The organism is Mesorhizobium sp. M0563 (assembly GCF_040321065.1).
In the GTDB taxonomy this organism is placed as follows: domain Bacteria; phylum Pseudomonadota; class Alphaproteobacteria; order Rhizobiales; family Rhizobiaceae; genus Mesorhizobium.
The window spans coordinates 68,932-86,506 of the sequence record NZ_JAMYQV010000004.1 but is presented as its reverse complement, the minus strand read 5'-3'; the positions used below and the strand labels follow the sequence as shown (position 1 = coordinate 86,506).

General features: G+C 58.3%; 13 protein-coding genes. 3 read left to right on the top strand and 10 right to left on the bottom strand.

From position 1 onward, the window contains the following. Positions 1–2: 2 nt before the first annotated feature. Positions 3–725 carry a nucleotidyltransferase family protein gene (locus tag NKI50_RS07720; RefSeq protein ID WP_031193847.1) on the bottom strand — a complete coding sequence of 241 codons (723 nt, stop codon included), beginning with the start codon at positions 723–725 and terminating at the stop codon, positions 3–5. A 511-nt stretch (positions 726–1,236) separates the two neighbouring features. On the opposite strand from NKI50_RS07720, the gene NKI50_RS07715 reads away from it, so the two are divergent. Then, positions 1,237–1,911, top strand: coding sequence for a LuxR C-terminal-related transcriptional regulator (locus tag NKI50_RS07715; RefSeq protein WP_352484593.1), 675 nt, complete (start codon positions 1,237–1,239; stop codon positions 1,909–1,911). 182 nt (positions 1,912–2,093) lie between these two features. Here the strand turns inward: NKI50_RS07715 and NKI50_RS07710 are convergent, their stop codons facing one another. Further along, the gene (locus NKI50_RS07710; protein WP_352589436.1) at positions 2,094–3,833 is read right to left on the bottom strand and encodes a PAS domain S-box protein; all 1,740 of its coding nucleotides are present in this window, start codon (positions 3,831–3,833) and stop codon (positions 2,094–2,096) included. Between the two features lie 289 nt (positions 3,834–4,122). On the opposite strand from NKI50_RS07710, the gene NKI50_RS07705 reads away from it, so the two are divergent. Both NKI50_RS07705 and NKI50_RS07700 read left to right on the top strand, forming a co-directional pair. Beyond that, positions 4,123–4,833, top strand: coding sequence for a helix-turn-helix transcriptional regulator (locus tag NKI50_RS07705; protein WP_031193850.1), 711 nt, complete (start codon positions 4,123–4,125; stop codon positions 4,831–4,833). A 305-nt stretch (positions 4,834–5,138) separates the two neighbouring features. Next, entirely contained in the window at positions 5,139–6,221 is a 1,083-nt protein-coding gene (locus NKI50_RS07700; RefSeq protein ID WP_352589636.1) for an NAD-dependent epimerase, read from the top strand. A 182-nt stretch (positions 6,222–6,403) separates the two neighbouring features. Here NKI50_RS07700 and NKI50_RS07695 read toward each other — a convergent pair whose 3' ends face one another. The 8 genes from NKI50_RS07695 to NKI50_RS07660 form a co-directional block, all read right to left on the bottom strand. Beyond that, positions 6,404–7,945 (bottom strand): lipopolysaccharide biosynthesis protein, encoded by a 1,542-nt coding sequence (locus NKI50_RS07695; protein WP_352639368.1) that lies wholly within the window; start codon positions 7,943–7,945, stop codon positions 6,404–6,406. After that, entirely contained in the window at positions 7,942–10,164 is a 2,223-nt protein-coding gene (locus NKI50_RS07690) for a GumC family protein (protein ID WP_352639366.1), read from the bottom strand. The genes NKI50_RS07695 and NKI50_RS07690 overlap by 4 nt, the downstream gene beginning before the upstream one ends. A gap of 1 nt (position 10,165) precedes the next feature. Beyond that, positions 10,166–12,163, bottom strand: coding sequence for an asparagine synthase (glutamine-hydrolyzing) (gene asnB / locus NKI50_RS07685; RefSeq protein ID WP_352639484.1), 1,998 nt, complete (start codon positions 12,161–12,163; stop codon positions 10,166–10,168). A 4-nt stretch (positions 12,164–12,167) separates the two neighbouring features. Beyond that, positions 12,168–13,424, bottom strand: a complete 1,257-nt coding sequence (locus NKI50_RS07680; protein ID WP_023718567.1) for an O-antigen ligase family protein — start codon at positions 13,422–13,424, stop codon at positions 12,168–12,170. Then, entirely contained in the window at positions 13,421–14,644 is a 1,224-nt protein-coding gene (locus NKI50_RS07675) for a glycosyltransferase family 4 protein (RefSeq protein WP_352484586.1), read from the bottom strand. Before NKI50_RS07675 ends, NKI50_RS07680 begins: the two co-directional genes overlap by 4 nt. Positions 14,645–14,981: 337 nt before the next feature. Beyond that, positions 14,982–15,215, bottom strand: coding sequence for a Trm112 family protein (locus NKI50_RS07670; RefSeq protein WP_084642590.1), 234 nt, complete (start codon positions 15,213–15,215; stop codon positions 14,982–14,984). 278 nt (positions 15,216–15,493) lie between these two features. Then, a complete protein-coding gene (locus NKI50_RS07665) occupies positions 15,494–16,774 on the bottom strand; it encodes a hypothetical protein (protein ID WP_352639363.1) in 1,281 nt (426 codons plus the stop codon). 89 nt (positions 16,775–16,863) lie between these two features. Next, positions 16,864–17,574: an AAA family ATPase gene (locus NKI50_RS07660; RefSeq protein WP_023718570.1), complete on the bottom strand. Its 711-nt coding sequence runs from the start codon at positions 17,572–17,574 to the stop codon at positions 16,864–16,866. Between the last annotated feature and the right edge of the window lies 1 nt (position 17,575).

Sequence of the window (17,575 nt, the reverse complement as noted above, 5' to 3'; positions counted from 1 at the left end):
CATCATGCAGCCGTCGCAGTGACCTCGATCGAGGCCGACTGGTCTTCCCAGGAAATGGTCTGTGCGTTCTGAAAGTCGTCGACGCGCCCGATATCGAGCCAGAGACCTTCATGCTTGTACACGTGCACGGTTGTGCCGTTCTGCATCATCTGGAGCATCAGGTCGTCGAACCCAAAGGGTATGCCGGACGGGATGAACTGCAGAACGTCTGGATTCATGCAGTAAATCCCCATGCTGACCAGATGCGACAGCGTCGGTTTCTCGCGAAAGGTCTGCACGGTATTGTCGACTTCGTCGATGACGCCGAAATCCATCTTGATCAGGCGACAGGCTGTTGCGATCGTCACTGGATCGGTGTGCTTACGGTGCGCTGCTACAAATCGACTGAGGCTTAGATCCGTAAGGACATCGCCATTGAGAACGATGAATGGCTCCGTCAGTTCGTCCCTGATCAAAGACAATGGCCCGATGGTGCCCAGCGGCTCCATCTCCTGCGTGTATCGAATTTTCAGGTTCCACTGCGAGCCATCTCCACACACGGTGCGGATCAAGTGGCCGAGATACCCGGTTGTAATATAGACTTCCTGAATACCGTTGCGTCGCAACCATTTCAGAAGCATCTCGAGAACCGGCCGTGCACCAATCGGCATGAGCGGCTTCGGCAAGATCGAAGTGAAGGGGCGGAGGCGTGTTCCCATTCCACCACATTGAATCACCGCTTTCATCCTGGTCCTCCCTTGTTCATTCGGCCTGAACGCCATCGTCACGGGCCGGTTATCCTACCCTGGTCAGCACCCGGGAAACGCGTTCTTGTCCCCTCAGAAGAACCGGTGAGATTTCCCGTAGAAGACCGGTGAGATTTCCCCACCGATCCCTGATCCGGACATTGCATCTGGATGGTATGTGGCCGTCGGGGTGGATGTCGTCGTGCATTCGAATGGTAACAATTCAGCCGTTTTGCTGTTCTATACCTACAGACCTATCGCAGTGCTGAACGACCAGCCGGTCTGTCAGCTTTCCAAGAGGTCAGAACACATGTTCGACGACGTTCGGCGGGTTTCGCTCACAAGGGGCAAAAAAAGAGGAGCGTTTCCCGTCATTTAAGATTATATTAGAAATCTGGCGTTTGCGGCGTTGGGGTGCCGCGGCGTCGGCTGGATGAATCGACGAGTGAATGGCTACGACTTTCAGGCCCATCACCGTTCAATCCATTCAGATACGCGTTGGGGTAGTTCAATGTATCGAATCGTCATCGCCGACGATCACGGCTTGTATCGTCGTGGCTTGCGATTGGCACTGACCGCAGGCATTCCAGGTGTGGAGATATTTGAAGCGTCTTGTTTCGACGCGGTGCTCAGTTTGCTGGCAGAGCAATCGTTCGTGGATCTTGCGATCCTGGACCTGAATATGCCGGGCCTGTTCAATCAGGAGGTGCTCGGCGGGATCCTGTCCGCCTATCCGGACACGCGATTTGCGATCGTTTCCGGAAACGATTCACGCTCGGAAATACTCACGGCTCTTTCGATCGGGCTTCATGGCTACATCGTAAAGTCGCAGACGGACGAAGAGGTCGTTTTGGCTGTCAATGAAATCCTCTCCGGCCGCATCTATGTTCCTGCACTTCTGTCACGCCCGGGTGCAACGCAAACAACCCACGCGCATACACACTCCGAGAAAGGCCCACAGCGACGTACCACAGGCCTCAACCTTGGCAGGCTGACCTCGAGGCAAAAGGAAGTCCTCAAGCTGATGGCGGAAGGCTATTCAAACAAGGAAATTGCTCGCGACCTGGAAATCGCAGAGGCGACCACGAAAATCCACGCTGCTGCGGTCCTGCGTGAGTTGGGGGTACGCAATCGGACAGAAGCTGCCGTTATGCTGAAGACATGGCTTTCGAGACATGCCAGCTAGAGCGCCGCGCGTCTTTTAGGACATGCAAACGGCGCCCAAGGTTTCATGCATATACTGCATATACCGAAACTGCGCTGCGGCCTTTGGCCAACGACATCCCTGGAAAAGAACCTAAGCGCATCTCCAAGGCCATTCAGCGCGACGCGTCTTTTAGGTATCTGCTTTTCGATCGGAGCACTGCACTAGGATCCGATTTCCTTGCGTGATAGCCGCAGCGAATACCGCAACCCGTGGTCAGTTATTTCCAGTTTGGGAGAGTGACCGACAAGCGGCGCTCCATCTACTCCGATTATCATGGAACCGAAGCCATGACGGACTACGCTCGAGGTCCGCCGCCGTCCCGATTCCACCCACTCGAACACGATCTCACTGCCTGTGTCTTCAGGTGCAAATGTCCAGCTTACGTCGATCCGGCCTTTTGGATCGCCAAGCGCTCCATATTTCATGGAATTGGTGGCAAGCTCGTGGACGATCATTGCAAAACTCTCGGCGGCGCCTCCCGACATCACCACGGAAGGACCGCTGACCGATATGGCGCGTGTTCCCATATATGGTTGCAACTCTTGAGCAACGAGATCGTTTAGCGCCCCCGATACGCTGCCGTTGCGTGAAAGAAGCAGATGGGTTGCCTCGAGCGCGCGTATCCGGTCGATCAGCATTTCCTTGTATTTGGCAACATTGTTTCCAGGAACATCGACCATTTTCACGAGCGCCGTGATCACCGCGAAAACGTTGCCGAACCTGTGGCGTTGTTCGAGCATAATGCGCTCCCGCTTCTTTGCCGCGGCGCGCAGCAGCGTGGTTTGTCGTCTCTCGCTCAGGTCGGCAGCCACTCCAAGCCGCTGTCCTCCATCACCCTGTCTTTCCTCCCTTCCGCGCAGGGCAACCCAGCGGATATGCCCGTCCGGTCGACGGACGCGTATCTCAACATCGTAATTCATGACCGATGATGCGGACTTTCTCGATGCCGCCAGCTTTGGCCAGTCCGCCGGATGAACGACAGCTGATAGTTCCTCCAAACTGCGGCTATTGGCCTGGGCCAAGCCGAGAACGTCCCAGAACGTGTCCGAGCCTGTGACTGTCCCGTCTTTAAGGTCGATCCGCCACGTGGCCAAGCGTCCAGCAGACAGAGCGAGGTCTAGCCATTCCTTCTGAGCCCGAAGCGCTTCGTGAACAGCTCGTCGTTCCGAAATATCGTCGACCACCACGAAGATGCTCTCCGAGAGTCCCCCCTCGGGCACGGACGAAGAAAGCGTTAGCCTGGCCCAGAATGCCGTACCGTCCTTTCTTAAAAGACGGACCTCCGAAACGAACGAAGCAATGTCGTTGCCTAGGCCCGCCAACAATTGCGCCAAGGTGTCCCGGTCGTTCGGGTGGGCGAGCGTATCGAGCTGCAATTGGGCAAGCTCCTCCTCCTTGTACCCGGTCATCTCACAAAGGCGTCTGTTGGATTGCAGCAACTCACCTTTCTCGTTGGTGTTCGCGAATCCCATGGCAGCACGTTCGAAGGCCCAACGATAGCGGCTTTCGGTCGCCTCGACGGCAGCGAGCCTGGCCTCCGCGACTTCCAGCAGCTCACGCAAGTCCTGCCGCAGGCGATGGAACGTCATGGCAATCACCCCACCCGAAACCAGAAGCAGGATTGCGCGTGCCCAATCGCCATTTGAAATCTGATCGTATCCTCGCGCCCAAAGGCCGACCGCCACCATCAGAATGGTCGCAGCGAGCGCAGGCACACGATCTTCGAGATAAGCGATAATAATAATAGCCGGAACAAATTCCAGAAAACTGGCGCCTTGCCCAATATAGGCTGACGATTTTATTTCAAATATCAGTGTGGCAGCTAGTACGGATGCAGAGGCAATATGAGTTAGCAATCTGCCCGACGGTTTCGAATTCGACCTGCGCGACTGCGAGCTCATGGACACAGACTACAACCTTCTGACTAGCCCGTCGAGACTAGAGCAAAAAACGTACAGCTTAGTACCACTGCCGGATTGCCATACCGCTATCATAGCGCGCATTTTATCGGATGCAGCAGGGGCTATGAGCTGCCTTAGAACTGTCAGATCATATTGAGTTTTCAAGGTGGTGATGAACACGTTATCCGTCAGCGCATAGAAGACTAGAATCCATCTAAACATAAAAGGCTATCCGAATCCCGAATACTTATTTTCGGGCGTGTGTGAAACTTTGGGTTAGGGGTAGAAAATGAATCTGATCGATAGACATGTTGATGCTTCTTCGGGCGGTAGGTACATTGCTACGAGGACCAAGTACGATTTTGACGCGCGGAATACGCGACCCTCTTCTGGTCACCTTCCCGATCGCGCATCGGATCCATTGGACGCACGGCTTGGGGAACCAAAAGGCCGCAGTCTGGAATCCATAACCGGCGTGCTTGATCGCATTGGCTGTGGCTATCTCGTGCTGAATCGCGAAAGAAAAGTAGTCGAGTGGAACGCAGCCGCCCAAACCACGCTTGAGCGCCAGGGCGAAGCGGCTGACACGGCGAGCGGGCTTACGGCCGCACTAAGGCGGCTGATCGCGAATGTTCCGGGCCAATTCCTGCCGGGCTCGTTATCCTGGGTGGTAATCCGCAGCAGGGGCGACCGGCCGGTGATATTGAACGAGAACGGAGTTATTGCTCCCGACGGAACGAGCATCGTGGCGTTGCTGGACCGGGACAACAGGTCGGGGCCAAATCCTCGCACGTTGCAAAGAATGTTTGGCTTGACGAGCGCAGAAACGCACCTCGCCTTGCGTTTGGCTCAGGGCGACGCACCTTTGGAGATCGCTCGCAGCTGGCGTCTCAGCCGCACCACGATCCGTTCCCAGCTTGCCTCGCTGTTCGCCAAGACCGAAACGAAACGCCAGGCGGAACTGGTGGCCCTTCTTGGGCGTATTTCGGTCCTGCCATAAGGGCCGGCCACTTAAATGCAATCGCCGGACGTCGGCGTCCGCCCGGGATCCAGACGACGCAATTTGGAGTGTCATGATTTGGCAGGTCGTGCATCGCGTTGCGCGGTTCGTGGCACCGACGTCGCCTGAACTCCACCAGGTTCGATGCGCTGACGTAAATATCGGAAGCTGGAATCTCGGACCGGCAATTCGGTACTGTCGAACGGAATTCGAAAGGCGACAAGTTGGACAACGATCTATGCAGCGAGTCTGTCCTTGCCGCAACGGAGAAGGTGGAAATCGCCCGATCGCGTTCGGATCAAGCGGTGAAGAGACTTGCACGGACAGGACCGATCGTCGTCACCGGCGCAGCAGGTTTCATTGGTTTTCACGTGGCCTCGCGGCTTTTGCGTCTGGGTGTCAAAGTCGTGGGCGTCGACAATTTCACACCCTATTACGATCTGCGGCTCAAGGAAGCGCGGTTTGCACGCCTCTGTAGCGAGGCGGAGTTCACGCCGATACGAATGGATCTGGCGGATGCCGCGCGCGTTCAGTTGCTGTTTTCAAACGTTCGCCCCTCACACTTTGTCCATCTCGCGGCTCAGGCCGGCGTGCGTCATTCAATTGTTGACCCGCACGCCTACGTGCAATCGAACATAGTGGGGTTTCTAAACGTCCTTGAGGGCTGCCGGCATTACGGCGTCAGTCATCTCGTCTACGCCTCCTCGAGCTCCGTCTACGGCTTAAATCGAACCATACCGTTTTCCGAGCACCACGGCGCCGATCATCCCGTCAGCTTCTACGCCGCCACCAAGCGTTCGAATGAATTCATGGCGCATTCCTACAGCCATTTGTTCGACCTGCCCGTGACGGGACTGCGCTTCTTTACCGTTTATGGCCCCTGGGGCAGGCCCGACATGGCAGTCTATTTGTTCACGCGCGCGATCATCGAGGGCAAGCCAATCGAAGTAGCCAATGCCGGCCGCGTCTGGCGAGACTTCACCTATATCGACGATATCGCTGAGGGCGTGGTTCGGGCACTCGCTGCACCGCCGCGGCCCGATCCGAATTGGGACCCTTGCACCGCCGACCCTGCTACAAGTTCCGCGCCGTGTCGCGTCTACAATATCGGCAACGACCGGCCCGAGGAAATCAACCGACTGATTTCGATCATCGAGACCGCCCTTGACAGCCGGGCGCTTCGCGTGGATGTGCCGTTGCCGCCTGGCGACGTTCTGGAGACGCGCGCCGACGTCAGCGATCTCCGCAAGGCCGTCGGCTTCGCCCCGGCGACACCGCTTGAGGACGGAGTGCAACGCTTTGTCGAATGGTACCGGGACTTTCATGGAACGGATGACGCGGTCAGCATACGGCAACAAACGTCGGTGAATGATGAGGCCACAGTGTAGGCCGCGCCTTGTCGGGCAACGATCTGCCACTCGGCAAATTTGAGATTTCGCATTTTTTTCGGACAGAGAATAAAGCGAGTGTCGGCCCCAAAGCCGCCCCCGCCAGCCTCTATCCGACACAATCTTGGACTCGAAATTCCTGAACGCTGATGCCGTCGAGTATCGGGCGCGATAACATCAGATCAGCGCAGGAACCAATGAGGCGGCTGGCCTTCGACTGCGCGCGTTCTGAGCGACGCCAGCGCAAAGATCAGCCCAGGGATAATTTTCAGCCGTTTGCTGATATAAATCGACATCGCCACATTCCAAATCGCCAACGCAAGCGCGAGGCCCACTGCGGCGCCCGGCGCGCCGTAGAGCGCAATTCCTGCGGCACAGCCCATGATGCTGGCCGCGGCGCCGGCGATCATGGTTGCGGCTGCCGCCCATTCGTTTCCAGTCATCATCAAGAGGAGCATCTGGGGTCCGCATAGCGCGACAAAGACATATCCGAGAATGAGTATCCGCGCGACGGGTGCCGCTGTACTGAAATCTCCGCCGAACCAGCTCAACAGAGGTTCAATAATCGCAAGCATCGGGATGGCCATCGCTATGGCGCCGCCAGAGGAAAGTAGGGCGGCCCGTGAAAACAGCTGCTGCAGAGCCATCCGATCGCCTCGGGCATGAAGGGCGGCCGCTGTCGGCGCAAACATCGTCGAGACAGCGACCAGGGAAAGGCTCACAAGCAATGCGACGTTCAATCCCAAGGCGAAAATGCCCGCTTCGCGAATGTGATGCGTCCAGCCCAGCACCATGACCCCGGCCCGGCTGATGAAAACATCGAGCCCGGCCATGAGCATCATTGGCGGAACCGCGGACCACCATTCCCGCGACTCGTCGCCTGGCTGAACCTGCCGCAAGCCGGGCGGCTGAAATTTTGCCGCCATGATGAACACCAGGCCGACCGTGATGGCTGAACTTGCCAGCACCGCCTGCATCACCAGGGGTGCGTTGGGGGTCCATGATCCGGATAAGACCGCCATTCCCAGCAACGTCAACAATAGGCCGTCGCGCACGATGCGTTCCGGCATGAGGGCCGAGACACCGCCGCCGAAAGCACGAACAAGTGTTGCGCCCAACGCGTAGGCGGTGACCAAAGGCACTGCTGCCATGCCTAGCAGCTGGCTGGTTTGAAGCTCCTTGTGAGAAGAATCCGAAAAGAACAAGACCAAGGCGGCGCCAATGATGCCGAATAGTGTCGCTGCCGCCAGCGACCTTTGCAGAGCAAACCTGATTACCCCGTGTACCAGGTCAAGCCGCCCTTTGGCACTGTAGGCGGAGACGAAACGCAGCAAGGATACATGGAACCCAAGCGTTGCAAGATAGGCAAGCACCGAGGTCCAGGCCAGAACATAGGAGTAGATGCCATAGCTGGTGGAGCCAACGATGCGCGCAATCAATAACTGCGCCAAGCTGGTCAAGCCCGCACCCCCGATATAGACCAAAAGAGCGAAGATGCTGGCATAGCCGAGACCCCGGCCCGTGTCCTCCTCGTGCGGCAAAACCATATTTGCTGGAGCAACGGAGGCCGCAGGGAAGCGGGCGAGCTTCGGATCGCTGCAATCGTCGATGTCTCTTGCGCCGGCGGGCCCAGCTCCGGTCTGCGAACTCTTCGATATTATCTTCCGCTCGACAGACTGACTGCCGCGACGGTCGTTACGCGGAAGCCCGCATGTGACACTCATGATGTTCTCTCGAGCAAGAGATCTGCGCTGTCCCCAAACCGATAGCCAGCGTGTTTCTGTAGATTGACGTGCGTGAGAACGCTGCCTACGGGGACCTGAGCCGTCTCGTCCTCCGTCAGCAGCTGCAGAACACCGCGCGCGATGCTGCGACGCGTTCTGCCCCAGCGAACGGCGAACAGAACCGCGTCAGCCCAGCCCGTCAGTAGCCTGGCCTCAGGTCCTCCAAGTCCCAGCGGTCCATTTATAATGACGACGCTGTAGATTGAGCGCAGCTCATCTGTGACCAGGGATCCGTCGATCATGGACAGCTGCGGCAGCAGATCCTCTGATGGTGCCAGCGCCATGAAGTCGATTCCAATTTCAGGCATTCCCGTGACCGCGTCGTGCAGGGGACAACGGTCGTTCATATAGTCTCCAAAGGATTTATGCGGCCGGAGCGCGCCGAATTCGTTCAGGAACTCGTTCGTGAGGCGGGCCCCCGTGCTGTCAAGATCGAGAAAAAGCACTCGTCCCCCAAGTCGGGTAGCTGCCAACGCCAAGCTCCATGCAAGCTCGGTCTTGCCATCATGCCGGATACTGGACGTTACGAGGATGACGTGCGAAGCGCGGCCCCTCGCCTTGTTGAGTGTCACGGTGACGAGGAGGGAAGTGATGGCTCGGCTGTAGCTGGACTTTCGTTGGCCAAGAACCAGCTGCTGAAGTCGTTTCGCGTGTATTGTGGGCGCTTCCGGTATCAGCCCCAGGCATGGGACCCTGAGCGCGGCTTCAGCTTCGGCCTCGCCGCACAAGGTCTGATTGAGGCGGCTGCGGACCATCACGAAGATCCCGCCAATGAGACCAAACACGATCATGCCGGGCGGAATAAGGAAGATGGGCGGCAGGGTTTTTGGATTCGTCGGCGGCCACGCCGCTGAAAGGATCGAGACTCCGGGCAAGGGGGTTGCGATACGCTGCACCAGATCCTGTTGTTGCGTGAGTAGCTGGTTGTATCGCTGCGTCAAGATGCTGACCTGCGGCTCGAGCGCACGCAAGCCGGAAAGCCGGCCGGCTGTGTCGGCCACCACCGCATCAAGCACATTCTTGCGCCCCTCCAGAGCCGCAATCTGGGCACGGTAGATGTTCGCCTCCGCAGCAATGCGATCAGTGCCTTGTTCGATCTCGCGGTTGATTGCAGTACTCAGGCTCGCATCCGCATTGTCGTTGGCTTGGCGAGCCGCCATGTCGGCCAGTACCGGTGACCCGATCGCTTCGGCGAGCGTCGCGACCGATGCTCCTTCCTTTCGCAAAGCCTCGATGTGTTGAAGGCGAGATTCCGTTGCGGAGAGATCCGCCTTCGACAAAGATATCTGCTGGCTGAGCTCGGCTGTCTCCTTGGCAGCGTTGTCCGCCGCACCTTGATCGACCGCGCCATGGCTCAGCCGATACTTTTCCAGGCGGTCGGTTGCTTTCGCCAAGTCGCTTTGTACGACCGGTAGGCTAGCGACGATCGAGGCGAGTTCCAGTCTGTCTGACGCCCTGCGCTTCTGTGCGAGATCGTCGATGTATACTTGGACGAACGTATTGGCCACAAGGGCGGCTCGCGCCGGATCGTTGTCGGTGAAGCCGACCGTGATCACTCTTGATCGCAGTTCCTGTCCAACCCTCATGCCCTTCCGTAATGCCTTGAGTTCGTCTTCATCGGCGGCCGCCGGCTTGCCCTGCGGCCAAATGCTTTCCAGCAGACCGGCTGCGAAGGTGCGTATGTTCTGCAAGTCGCCGCCGGCCGGAGCGGGGCGTGAATTTCCGGTTACGACATCCCCTTGCTCAGCAATGTTACCAACCTCCGTCTTGCGCAGGGCTGCCACCACGCGACGCAGATGCCCCTGCGAAGAGAGCATGGTTAAGTGGTCATCAATGCTCGCATCCAGCATCTCCTGCGCAGAATCTGCGCCTCCGGGAGCCGCATTCCTGCCAGGAGCATCGACAATCACCTGTGCGGTCGACTCGAACAGGACGGGACGCGCAAAACCCGCAAGCCCAGCCAACACACCGCCCAAAATCACCATTGCAAGCAGGAACCATTTTCTCCTCGCGACGGTAATAAGGAGTTGATGGAAGGGGGTCTGCGCGTCGATCTGTTCGCGCAGGAATGGCCTCATGCGCGGGTTGATCTCGCGCGTCGGCACGTGCATTTCAGTGGCGCGCGGAAGGTGAATGCGGCTGACTATGGAACCTTCCATCTTATACTCCTGTCAGTTCGAGCACTGTAGACATGCCCGTTGCCGGCCCTGGGGGCCGCCCGGCCTCGTTGCGCCAGGCCTGGAACATCAATGCGGGCCACAAATCACGAGAATGGTCCTGTCTTCCGTCAAGGTGGTCGCGCCAGCACATCGCGACCTTCGCAAAGTCGAAGATCCCATCTCCGGAGAGGCGCATATCGGCGACCAGATCGCTGGCCCAGTCGCGCAACGGGCCTCTCAGCCAGACCGCTATGGGAACATCGAAACCCTGCTTCGGCCGGTCGATCAGCCGTTGCGGAAGATAGCGGCTCAGCAACTGACGAAGTATCCACTTGCCTTTGCCATTGCGAACCTTCGCATGTGCGGGCAGCCGCCAAGCGAATTCGACAACCCGATGGTCGAGAAGCGGGCACCGGCCCTCGAGGCTGTTGGCCATGCTGGCACGGTCCAACTTCACCAGTATATCGTCGGGCAGGTAGCCGGCCATGTCGTCGTACAAGAGACGGGACAGCAGGCCATCAAGCCGGGGTGACTCTTGAATTGATGTGGACGGCTTGTGGAGTGTGAGGCTCTCGGTCGATACTCCGGTCAGCCGTTGATACAATTCGTCCTCATCTGCTGCGGCGAGCAGCCGAGCGAGGCGGTGCAGCCGATCGCTCCGCAGCGCGAGCCGTGCACTCGCCGAAAGCGGCAGCTTGCTGACGAGATCGTAGCGCGCCGCACGGGCCAGCAATTCGACCCCTGCAGCAAGCGTGTGACGCAGCGGCGACGGCAGCGCATGCTGTCGTTTCAACCGCGCCGCCATGAAGTGGCGGGCGTAACCGGCGAAGCATTCATCGCCACCGTCGCCTGACAGGGCCACGGTAACATGCTGGCGGGCGAGCCGCGCCACCAGCAAAGTTGGTATCTGCGATTCGTCGGCGAACGGCTCGTCCCAGATCTGCGGCAATTCTGGAATGACCTCGCGCGCAGCGGCGGCCGAAAGGTGTAGTTCAGTATGATTGGTGCCCAGATGCCGCGCAACCTCCGCGGCGTGGGGAGCCTCATCAAACCCGCCTTCTCCGAAAGCAATCGTGAATGTGCGCACCGGCTTCGGCGACTGAGCCTGCATCAGCGCCACAACGGCGGAGCTGTCGATGCCACCAGACAGAAAGGCACCCAGCGGCACATCGGCTACCATGCGTTCCCGAACGGCAAGTCGCAGCAGGTCGTCGAGTTCGTCGGTCAGTTCTTCGTCGGTGCCGGCGATTGGATTCAGTCGACCGTTCGCGGCGACTTCAGGCAGCGACCACCAGTGTCGGACGCGTTGCGAAAGGGATGCGGCACTGCGCGCCTCGGCAAAATCTGCCGCCGTCACAGACAGAACCGAGCTAGGAGGTAACTTGAATACGCCTTGCCAGATGCAACTGTTACCCGGCACCCATCCCTTCGAAAGCATCGTCGCAGCCGCGTCGAGATCGAGCTCCTGACAGAACCCTGGAAAACGATTGATCGCCTTCAACTCGGAGGCAAAAACAAGCGCATCGCGTGTTGCAGCAACATAGAGCGGCTTTTTGCCCATTCGGTCGCGGGCGAGATGGAGGGTCCTGGTCTTCAGATCCCACAATCCAAATGCGAACATGCCAGCGAGGCGCGTCAGTGCGGTGTCGAGACCCCAACTCTCGATTGCGCACAGCATGACTTCGGTATCGCTGGCGCCACGGAACCGATGGCCAGCGCCTTCAAGTTCGCGGCGCAGATCGCGGAAATTGTAGATCTCGCCGTTGAACGTAATGGCATATCGGCCACTTGCCGAATGCATTGGTTGGCGTCCCGCCTCCGATAGATCGACGATAGCCAAACGCCTGTGGCCGAAGGCGATGCCGGCTTCACGGTTGACCCAGAAGCCTTCACCATCAGGCCCGCGATGACGAAGGCCCGTCGTCATCTGCCCTATGGCCGTGAGCGGCCTGGCACTGGCTGCATCGGGTGCAAGGAGAATTCCGGCAATCCCACACATGCCATCACCTCCGGTCGCTCGAGGTTGCCGAAACCGTTTGCGGCGTTCCGGCAACAAGGCAAATGGTCAGCGCAAACCACACGATTGGATGGCGGATGATCAGATGTGGCATCCCGAAGATAACGATCGACACGACGAGCACGAACAGGGCATCGAGCTTTGCACGCCATGCGCATAAAGCCGCCGCGCCGACAATCCAGGCCAGGGCTAGGACCGCAATCAAACCACCTTGAGTGTATAGATCGAGAATCGTGTTGTGAGCCTCGAAAGGCCGGGGCAGAAACTGGCTGTAGGAAATGGGCGGGCGCTCCAGATGCGGCCCAGGACCAAGGCCCAGGGATCCTGACGTCAGGCCCTTGCCCAATGCATCTCCCCAGAGATGGAGGCGAAGTGCGGCGGTTTCGGCGGTTGCGTCGCCGCCCTTGTCCTTGGTGAGACTTAAGGCGAACTGTTCGACGCTGCCCGCTTCCGTGAGAATGTAGGGCGTCATCGACAAGGCCAACGGAAGGAAGCCAATCATCAACAGGAGGGTAACTTGCCGGGAAAAGCTGGCCTTGCCGTCACCGGTTGCGAGCCATGTCCGAACCCGCAGCCCAAGAAATATCAAGCAGGCCAGGACCGTCGTGTACAGATAGGTATCACTCTTCGTCAGCCTTCCGATATAGATGGTCAGGATAAGGCTGCTGAGCCCGGCCAATCTCGCCCACGGATTGCTTGTGGTCGTCGCAAGATGCAAGGCGAATGGGCCAAAGAGTGCACAATAGAGCGCGAGCTGGTTCGGGTTCTCGGACCAGCCGCGGAAGCGATCCCAGTACCACGGATCGACGCCGGATTGGTGGATCCAACCCCATCCAAGTGCCAGCTGAACAATAAAGCCTGCATTCGCGATCGCGACCACCCACCAGGCAGTACTGCGCAGATGACGATCAGCCTCGGGCTCCGCGGCGGCTAGGCAGGTGACGCAGATCAGCAGCAGGTAGGCTATCATATCGTGCATCACCACCGACAGGTACAGCACCGTGGTCAGATAGCCGACGATGGTGCCAATCCCCAGAGCAAGCGTCATGATCAGCCAGAAGCCCGCGACACGGATCAGGGCGGGCCTGACTACCAAATGACCGCCGGCGAGCACTCGGCCGATCGACAGCATGATCCAAAGCGCGAGAAACAGCTCGCCATAGCCGAGTGGCACTCCCGGAATGGTGAGCTGCGCCGCATAGGACATCGCAACGCCGCAGGCGAGCAACGCGTCGCGGATCATCGGCGCGCTCCACCCAATGCGCGGTTTGCAGCAGCCTCTTCAAGCAACGCGGGCGACGCCGGTCGAGCGAAGCCGCCATGGGATTTGGCGCTAAGGACATTGTCGTAGAGATCGCAATATTGCTCGACCACCCAGGGCAGCGAGAACTGCGTCCGGACCAGCTCGACAGAGCGAGCGCCCATGGTCCTTCCTTTCCGGCGGTCGGACAAGAGGTCTATAATTCGAGATGCAAGGCTGTTCGGATCGTGCGGTGGGACGAGATGGCCGTTCCATCCGTCTTCGACCACCTCATTGCAGCCAGGCATCCTTGAGGCGACGATAGGCAATCCTGCAAGCCCTGCCTCCAGCAGGACGCGCGGAATCCCTTCGCGATATTGTGTCGGAAAGGCGAACAGATCGGCCATGCCAAGCAGGGCAGGAACGTCGCGTCGTGGGCCCAAGGCGATGACATGGGGCGCATGTCGATCAATCTCCGCCTTGTCCACCGCAAATGGGCCCTCGGATTCCAATGGCCCGACAAGCACGAAACGGGCATCGGGCCTTTCAGCCAAAATGCGAGGGACTGCCTTGAGGAGTGTCGGGATGCCTTTCTGGCGAGTTAGCCGGCCGACAAAAATTACGATCTCGGCGGATTGGAGCCCAAGCTCCTCGCGCATTTTCATCGCCGACGGGGCAAGATGCCTTGCCATGGCGAACGCATCGACATCGATTCCAGAACTGCGGATCACTCGTCCGCTGCCACGTATGATCAGTCGGTAGCGTTCAAAGAATGACTGATCGTCCCGATTTTGGAACACCGTAGCGGCCGTCCATAAGGACGAAAGCCATTGCAGTCCGCAAAAGATTGGGCGCAGGGCCAGGGCGCGCGGTTCCAGGGACGAGAACGTCCAGCCCAGACCGTTGATTGTGCGCACGACTGGAACGCTCCCGCGCACCGCAAGTGGCGTCACCAGGTTGGGCTTGGTGTCGAAGCTTTGGATAATATCCGGCCGGAGTTCTGCCATCAGCTTTCGAATGGTTTTGATGGCGGCCCATTCCCCGCTGCTGCTGGAAAAGCGGTCGAAACCGTAGCTGCGATGCGGAATGCCATGCCGCAGGAATGCGGCTTCACCGCCGCTCGAAACCGCAGTAACCTGGAATCCCTTCTCTCGCAGCGACATCAGGAAGGGGATTCGCAGGGCGTGATCCTCGCCTCCAACACACACGAGGTGCGGATTCATCCTGCGTCTCCTGACCGTTCGCCGTAGCCCGATCGCGCGAAGTGGCCGGCCGTTGAATTTGCTTTCATAGTGTTGGTTTCGTTACCCATCACGCCCAAGGTCACGGTAGGGGCAGGCCTTGCCACTGTCCTCGTCTGTTTGAATGACACACACCGTGTCCCGGAAACGGATCGCCGTGCCCAGCCGGTTCAGGTAGCCGCGCGTTGCATCAAAAAGGTCGGCACTGCCCAGATGCCCGAGCACGGAGTGGTCTGTTGACAAACGGCTCGCGCTCCGCGGCACTTTCCTGTCTTGGTGCTGGTTGCCGTCGGAATGCCGCCTAATTTGCGCGGCTAGCTCATCCTCTGGATGCGCGAAGTTTGACCACGCGGGAGATGATCGCCCGTGCCTCCGATGCTAGCAGGATCGGAATGCCGTCGCGTACCGGGTAGGCAAGTCCTGCGCTCTTCGATACGAGTTCGTCGCGATCCCCATCCCAGGCAAGTGAGCCTTTGGTCACTGGGCATACTAACCGTTTCAACAACTCAGGATTGAAAGAGGCATTCTCTTCGGCTCGCCTATCCGCATCCATCTGCTATTCCTTTCTCGGCTCCGACGCGAGCGTCTTTCGCACAAAAGCCATCACCCGACGTTCGAGTCATTTCTGTAAATCGTAGAGTTCCGGCAAGTGTCATAAGCCTTGCAAACTGCACTTTCACGGTAGGTGCAGGCTTGGCCACCTGTCGTCGTCTGTTTGAATGAATTGACATTGGACGGAGCTGCGTGGCGGCGAAGTTGGAGGTGAGGTGTTGAACGGACAATGGGTAAGCACGATCGGAGACAACCGTGATAGGTGGCCGGAAGGTTTCGTTATTGAAGACCGCTCGCGGTTAATGCTCTCGAGCCAGTGTTTGACCGTTCCGGCCAGTCAATACGGGCGACGAAATCGTAAACCGGACCGCCGGGTACTCCCCAATTGCTTGACCAGACCACCTGTGAACCGTCTGGGGACGGCGAGGCGTGGGTCTCACTCCAGTAGTCGAATGGAGCGTTCTTCGTCTGCACAACACGTCGAACCTCTCCGCTGCCGTCGATGCGCAGCGCGATGACTTCCCGCGCATACGGCGCCCAATTCGGATATTTCGATACTTCGTCCGGGTCGCCGGAATAGCTAAGGAACACCCAACCCGGCCTGTCCAGTGACCTGAGCGATGCATGCTGTGCTTCGCCATATCTCATCAGCGAGGTGACTTTCCCATCTGACAGCCTTCGCTTGATCACCTGGAATATGTCCGGATCGGATTTACTGATCCCCACATAGATTTCGCTGCCGTCGGCATCGACCGTCATGTCCCCATGGCCAGGCCGATGATGCTCGGTCCATTTTTGGCGCAGAACGCCGTCAACCGAAAAGATGAACGTCTGTTCAGTTTCGTCTTTTAGGTACTGAATGCATAAGATGTTGACGCCTAGCGGCGAGATTGAGCAGGCGCTGTTGGTCCCGACAAGCTGTGCGAGATCGATTTCCGGAAACTTCCGCCGCTGTTTGAGATCGTAGGCAAAGACGACCGCTTTGCCGTCCCCGCGAACCGCGCGCACGGCTATACGGCTGCCGTCACGGCTCGGATTCCCTTTATAAGGGCCGAACTGGAGATCGCTACTGTCAGTCGAAACAAACAGGACCTCCTCATGATTGGTGCGTGGCGCCCACGTCGAGATTTTCCGACCACCGACGCAGATCATCAGGTCGGGATCGCGAGGGTGCCATTCGCATTCGATCGATCGAACACGGCGAAAAAGCGGAGCGTAGGTGCGCCCATCCAGGAAGCATAAGCCGCCGCAGCCGTTGCTGATGACAAGAAGGCTCTGATCCGAATTCCAGGCCTGAGCGCTCGAATAGCGGTGGCTGCAATATTTGCTCCCGCATGCGACGCCGGCGCCGAGGATTCCGGGTTTGGTTATTCGCGTGAAAGTTGTGCCAAATGCCGCATCCTTCGCCGGGTGCAGGTAATCAGGCAGGTCCATGGCCACCGGCGCGACGAACTTTGTCGATGCCACATCCTCTTCACTCACCGCTCCGCGCAGATCTATGGATGTCGCGCTGGCAGCTAGCGTCAACGCCAAGACAATTTGGTAGCGAAAAAAGCGCATGTCGTGTCAACTCACGCGGTTCCGTCTCAATAGTTCGATTTCCGTTTTTATTGGATACCTTCTTCTCGACGCTTCAAAACCGTATCTCTCTAAGCTTCAACCCTTTTAAATTTCGCCCGCGCCGCGCCAAACTTGTCAATTACTCCACGCGCTATTATTTCGGTGGCGGCAGCGAGCCCGTCCGAATCTAAGCTTTCAACGCAAGTTGTCGGTACCGGGAACGATCCAAGTTGTTCCTCGATAAGATTAACGTGGTCGATATGATCAAGACTGCTCTGCAGATCAACTTCGAGGAACTTCTGAATGATGCCGAGATTACGCCGGCGTTCCCTCAACCGCGCCTCTAGAATCTCTCGTGGCGCCTGCAATCGGACAAGCAGGTCCGGTTTGGGTAGAAGCTCGAGGGCGCACGACACCCTTTCACGATCCGTTATGCCGCTGAACAAAACCAGCGAGCACACGAATTGCACCATACCCTGGTCAAAAATTGAGATCGTGTCCTTGGACGCTATTGCCGCGCGCCAGGCTTGTAGAAGAGCTTCAAGATGCCAGTTCAGACGAGCCGCCCACAGCTCATTCTTGGGTGGAAGGATCTTAAGCACTTCTGCACCGAGAGAACGCTGTCCAATCCACTTTGAATGCAAGCCGGAGACTAGTTTGAAGGCGGCTCTTCTAACCGGGTGTCGACGGTCGCCGGTCTGCAAAACCACAGAGTAGCCCTGAGCTCGCAGAACGTGCACCAGCTCGCACGCCAACGTCGTCTTACCAGCACCGGACGGCCCAAATAGCTCCAAGATCATC